The organism is Dietzia sp. DQ11-44 (assembly GCF_014145205.1).
GTDB classification, from domain to species: Bacteria; Actinomycetota; Actinomycetes; order Mycobacteriales; family Mycobacteriaceae; genus Dietzia; species Dietzia natronolimnaea.
Genome location: NZ_JAALEC010000181.1, coordinates 1 through 5,414, shown reverse-complemented (window position 1 = coordinate 5,414; position 5,414 = coordinate 1). Strand labels below are relative to the sequence as shown.

Sequence of the window (5,414 nt, the reverse complement as noted above, 5' to 3'; positions counted from 1 at the left end):
GTGCGCTGGGATGAAGTGCGCTGCGGGGTGAGCACCCTGCCCGAGGGGTGCGGGGCGTGGGCCCGGGTGGTGGGCGGCAGCCCGGAGGCGGTGGATGCCGCTGTTCGCGCGGTGTGGTCCGCCGCCCGGAAACACGTCCTGGGGGCGCCGGCGCCGGACCTGCGCAAGGGCTGAGAAACCCAGGGTTCACTGCAGGTGGATCGAGGCAACACAGACGAAACACTGTGGAACCGTGCGGCTCACATGAAACTCATAACTTTGCGTTCATCGAGCGTCGATCCCCGAGAAGCGGGGGCCATCGACAGCCCGCCCACGGCAAGGATGAACCCGCGTGAAATCCATCTCCAGACGCACTGCTGCCGCCGCCGCCCTCGTGGTCCTGGGGGCCGGAGCCCTCACCGCCTGCGGCAACCGCACCTCGGACACCGCCGCGGCTTCCGCGGAATCGTGCGTGGACACCTCAGGCGACACCATCAAGATCGGGTCGCTGCACTCGCTCTCGGGAACCATGGCGATCTCCGAGCGGACCGTGCGAGACTCCGTCGAGCTCGCCGTGGAGCAGATCAACGCCGACGGCGGAGTGATGGGCAAGCAGATCGAGACCGTGGTCGAGGACGGGGCCTCCGACCCGGCCGTGTTCGCGGAGAAGGCGCAGAAGCTCATTACCAGCGACTGCGTGGCCGCGATCTTCGGGGGATGGACCTCCTCCTCCCGCAAGGCCATGCTGCCGGTGGTCGAGGACAACAACGCGCTGCTCTACTACCCCGTCCAGTACGAGGGGCTCGAGGCGTCGGAGAACATCTTCTACACCGGCGCCACCACCAACCAGCAGATCGTCCCGGGGCTGGAGTACCTCAAGGAGCAGGGCGTCGAATCGATGTACCTCGTCGGTTCGGACTACGTCTTCCCGCAGACCGCCAACCGCGTGATCAAGGCGTGGGCGGAGGCCAACGACGTCGAGATCCTCGGTGAGGACTACACGCCGCTCGGGTCCACCGACTTCTCCACCATCGTCAACAAGGTGCGCACCGCCGACCCGGACGCCGTCTTCAACACCCTCAACGGCGACTCCAACGTGGCCTTCTTCCGCGAGTACACCAACGCCGGCCTCACCGCGGAGGACACCCCGGTGGTGAGCGTGTCGATCGCCGAGGAAGAGGTCCAGGGCATCGGCGCGGACAATATCGAGGGCCAGCTCACGTCGTGGAACTACTACCAGACCATCGAGAGTCCGGAGAACACGTCGTTCGTCGAGGCGTTCAAGGCCAAGTACGGCGAGAACAGGGTCACCTCCGACCCCATGGAGGCCGCGTACACCTCGCTGTTCCTGTGGAAGAACACGGTCGAGAAGGCGGGCAGCTTCGACGTCGCCGAGATCCAGGAGAACGCCGGCGGCGTGAGCTTCGACGCCCCGGAGGGCACCGTGACGATCAACGGGGACAACAACCACATCTCCAAGACCGCACTCGTCGGGGAGATCCGCCCCGACGGCCTGATCTACGAGGTGTGGAGCTCGGGCGAGCCCATCGAGCCGGATCCCTTCCTGGAGGGCTACGACTGGGCCGGCGACCTGTCCGGTAACTGACCCAGTCCGAGTCCACCGCCCCCCCGCGGCGGTCCCGGTCACCGGGGCCGCCGCGGGCGGGCGCACGCAGGAGAAAGGAGCCGGTGTGGACGTCATCATCGGTCAACTCGCGACAGGACTGAGCATCGGCTCGATCCTGTTGCTCGCAGCGCTCGGCCTGTCCCTGACCTTCGGGCAGATGGGCGTCATCAACATGGCGCACGGCGAGTTCATCATGGCCGGCTGTTACACGGCCTACGTCATCCAACAATTCGTCGCCGCCTCCGGTGCGGGGCTGGCGATCTCCCTCGTGGCGGGGTTCGTGGTGGGCGGGTTGCTCGGGGTGATCCTCGAGGTGCTGCTCATCAGACGGCTGTACGCCCGACCGCTCGACACACTGCTCGTCACCTTCGGCGTCGGGCTGGTGCTGCAACAGATCGCGCGCGACATCTGGGGAGCCCCCGCCGTCAACGTCGAGGTGCCCGCGTTCCTCCGCGGGAACCTGGTCCTGCTCGGGGCCTCCGTCCCGTACACGCGGGTCTTCATCTTCCTCCTGGCCGTGGCGTGTGTCGCCGCCCTCATGGCGGCCATGCGGTTCACCCCGATGGGGCGGCGCATCCGGGCGGTCACCCTCAACCGTGATCTCGCGGAGAGCTCGGGCATCAACTCGCGCCGTAGCGACCTGACCACGTTCTTCATCGGCTCCGGCCTCGCGGGGGTGGCGGGCGTGGCGCTGACCCTCATCGGTTCGACGAGCCCCACCATCGGGCAGTCCTACCTCATCGACGCCTTCCTCGTGGTGGTGGTCGGGGGCCTCGGTCAGCTGAGGGGCGCCGTCATCGCGGCCTTCGCGCTGGGGATCCTCAACTCGTTCTTCGAATACTCCACGACCGCCTCCGTGGCGAAGGTGCTCGTCTTTGTGACGATCATCGTCTTCCTCCAGATCCGCCCGCAGGGGCTGTTCGCCGTCAAGACCAGGAGCCTGGCATGACCGACACCGCCACCATCGGCACCACCACCCCGGACCCGGCCGAGCCGGCCGCGGGTCGTCGGGGACGGCCACCTCGTCTGCCCCTGCCCGGCGCGCTGACCACCGAGGGCGAACGACCCCGTTGGGTGTTCTGGGTGGCGCTCGCCGTCGCCGCGATCCTCATCTTCGGCGTCGCACCCGCGCTGCTGAGCGAGTTCAGGCTCAACCTGCTGGCCAAGTTCTTCTGCTTCGGCATCGTCGCCAGTGGGATCGGGCTGGCGTGGGGGCGGGGCGGCATGCTCACGCTCGGCCAGGGCGTGTACTTCGGCGTCGGCGCGTACGCCATGGCGATGTACCTCAAGCTCGCCGACGCCCGCGACCGCGGCGGTCCCGACGCCCTGCCGGACTTCATGCAGATCGCCGGGATGCGGTCGCTGCCCGGGTATTGGGAACCGTTCGCCTCGCCGATCTTCACCCTCGTGGTGATCCTGCTCCTGCCACCCCTGCTGGCCTTCGGGTTCGGATACCTGGTGTTCAACCGCAAGGTCAAGGGCGCCTACTTCGCGATCCTGTCCCAGGCCCTCGCGGCCGCCGCGGCGATCTTCCTGGTCAGCCGCCCCGAGCTCGGCGGATCCAACGGACTCAACCGGTTCACCGGCTTCTTCGGCTTCGCCCTGTCGGATCCGGCCAACCGCCAGATGCTGTACTTCATCACCGGCGGCGCCCTCATCGGAGTGGTGTTGCTGGTGCGCCAGTTCATGCACTCGCGCTTCGGTGAGCTGCTCGTGGCCGTCCGCGACCAGGAGGAGCGGGTCCGCTTCCTGGGGTACGACCCGGCGCTGGTCAAGTCCCTGGCGTACGCGGTCGCCGCCTTCGCCGCCGGGATCGCCGGCGCGCTGTTCGTCCCGATCGTCGGGATCATCTCGCCCTCGGCGATCGGCATCGCCCCGTCGATCGCGTTCCTCATCGGCGTCGCGATCGGCGGCCGGGCCACCCTGCTCGGCCCGGTCCTGGGAGCGATCGGCGTGGCCTGGGCGCAGACGACCTTCTCCGAGGCCTACCCGTCGCAGTGGACCTACCTGCAGGGTGTGCTCTTCATCGTCGTCGTGGGCTTCCTGCCCGGCGGCCTGGCCAGCCTGTTCGTCATCCGCCGGCGCCGCAGGTCCACCGGGTCCGGCCCCGCGACCCCCGCCACCACCGGATCCACCGGATCCAACACGGAGGAGACCCCATGACCCCCACCGCTGTGGCCACCGATTCGACCGGGGCCGGAGGCGGCCGCGCCGGCGCCTCGACGGGACGGACCTACCTGGAGGTCCGCGGTCTGACCGTCTCGTTCGACGGGTTCCGCGCCGTCGACGGGGTGGACCTGACGCTGATCCAGGGAGACCTCAAGTTCCTCATCGGACCCAACGGCGCGGGCAAGACCACCGTCGTCGACGCGATCACGGGGCTGGTCCCGGCGACGGGGACGGTCGACAAGACCGGGCAACCGGTGCTGGGGATGAAGACCCACAAGATCGCGCGCATGGGGATCGGACGGACCTTCCAGACGGCCAGTATCTTCGAGGACCTCACGGTGGAGCAGAACCTGGACATCGCGGCCGGCTCCGGTCGGGGATGGGTGACCCTGCTCCGGCGGCGCCGCGGCCGCGCGACCGTGGTCTCCGAGGCGCTGGAGACCATCGGTCTCGAGCACCTGGCCGGCACCAAGGCCGGGGTGTTGGCCCACGGTCAGAAGCAGTGGCTGGAGATCGGCATGCTGCTCGTCCAGGACTCCGACGTGATGCTCCTCGACGAGCCCGTCGCCGGCATGGGGGCGGACGAGCGCAAGGCCACCGGGGAACTGCTCCAGCGCATCGCCGCCGACCGCACGGTGGTGGTGGTGGAGCACGACATGGACTTCATGCGCGACTTCGCCACCTCGGTCACCGTCCTCGCGGCCGGCAAGGTCCTCGCCGAGGGCACGGTCGCCGAGATCCAGGCCGACCCCAATGTCCAGCAGGTGTACCTGGGCACCGCGGCCGCCACCGGCACCGAGTTGGAAACCGGTACCGAGCCGGAAACCGGTACCGAGCCGGAAAGCGGTACCGAGCCGGAAAGCGGCACCGAACCCGAGATGGAGTCAGACGAATGAGCGAACTACTGCAGATGTCGGGCGTCCGCGCCGGGTACGGCGGGTCCGAGGTGCTCCACGGGGTGGACCTGGAGGTCCCCGCCGGGGGCGTGGCCGCGGTGCTCGGGCACAACGGGGCGGGTAAGACGACCCTGCTGCGGGCCGCCGTCGGCCTGCTGCCGTGCAAGGCCGGCACGATCACCTTCGACGGCCAGGACATCACCGGACTCAAACCGCATGGCCGAGTGGCGCTGGGTATCGGCTACGTGCCCCAGGGTCAGCAGTCGTTCACCCAGCTCACGACCGCCGAGAACCTGCGGGTCGTGGCGGACGGGCGCAAGCGGGGGAAGGCGCTCATCGACGAGTCACTCGACCTGTTCCCGGCGCTCAAGGAGCTGCTGGATCGGAAGGCCGGGTTGCTCTCCGGTGGGCAGCGGCAGCAGCTGGCCATCGCCCGGGCGCTCATCACCGAGCCGCGGCTGCTGGTGCTGGACGAGCCGACCGAGGGCATCCAGCCCAATGTCGTGGCCGAGATCGAGCGGATCATCGTGGACCTGGCCTCGCGCGGCGACCTGTCCGTGCTGCTGGTCGAGCAGCATGTGGGGTTCTCCCTGAGGGCCTCGGACGTGTTCTACGTGGTGGAGTCGGGCCGGGTCACCCACTCGGGCGCCTCCGACGACACCGCCGCCCACGAGGTGACGTCGGCGCTGGCGATCTGAGCGAACCGGTCCCCTCGCCAAGAGCGTTCCGCACACATCGGCCGA

5 protein-coding genes are annotated in these 5,414 nt (G+C 68.8%); all 5 read left to right on the top strand.

Features of this window, described 5'->3' with window-relative positions; translation table 11 throughout:
• Positions 1 to 331: 331 nt before the first annotated feature.
• The 5 genes from urtA to urtE all read left to right on the top strand — a co-directional run bounded on the left by urtA (position 332) and on the right by urtE (position 5,369).
• Positions 332 to 1,585: an urea ABC transporter substrate-binding protein gene (urtA, locus tag G6018_RS05640; protein ID WP_182610273.1), complete on the top strand. Its 1,254-nt coding sequence runs from the start codon at positions 332 to 334 to the stop codon at positions 1,583 to 1,585.
• A gap of 85 nt (positions 1,586 to 1,670) precedes the next feature.
• On the top strand, positions 1,671 to 2,555 hold the full coding sequence (gene urtB, locus G6018_RS05635; protein WP_182610272.1) for an urea ABC transporter permease subunit UrtB: 885 nt from the start codon (positions 1,671 to 1,673) through the stop codon (positions 2,553 to 2,555).
• Positions 2,552 to 3,769: an urea ABC transporter permease subunit UrtC gene (gene urtC / locus G6018_RS05630; RefSeq protein ID WP_241731119.1), complete on the top strand. Its 1,218-nt coding sequence runs from the start codon at positions 2,552 to 2,554 to the stop codon at positions 3,767 to 3,769. The genes urtB and urtC overlap by 4 nt, the downstream gene beginning before the upstream one ends.
• A complete protein-coding gene (urtD, locus tag G6018_RS05625) occupies positions 3,766 to 4,671 on the top strand; it encodes an urea ABC transporter ATP-binding protein UrtD (protein ID WP_241731118.1) in 906 nt (301 codons plus the stop codon). Before urtC ends, urtD begins: the two co-directional genes overlap by 4 nt.
• Positions 4,668 to 5,369, top strand: coding sequence for an urea ABC transporter ATP-binding subunit UrtE (urtE, locus tag G6018_RS05620; protein ID WP_182639088.1), 702 nt, complete (start codon positions 4,668 to 4,670; stop codon positions 5,367 to 5,369). The genes urtD and urtE overlap by 4 nt, the downstream gene beginning before the upstream one ends.
• Positions 5,370 to 5,414: the final 45 nt, after the last annotated feature.

Coding starts and splice junctions, on each gene's coding strand:
- urtC (WP_241731119.1), top strand. CDS start 2,552: ATGACCGACACCGCCACCATCGGCACCACCACCCCGGACCCGGCCGAG.
- urtD (WP_241731118.1), top strand. CDS start 3,766: ATGACCCCCACCGCTGTGGCCACCGATTCGACCGGGGCCGGAGGCGGC.
- urtE (WP_182639088.1), top strand. CDS start 4,668: ATGAGCGAACTACTGCAGATGTCGGGCGTCCGCGCCGGGTACGGCGGG.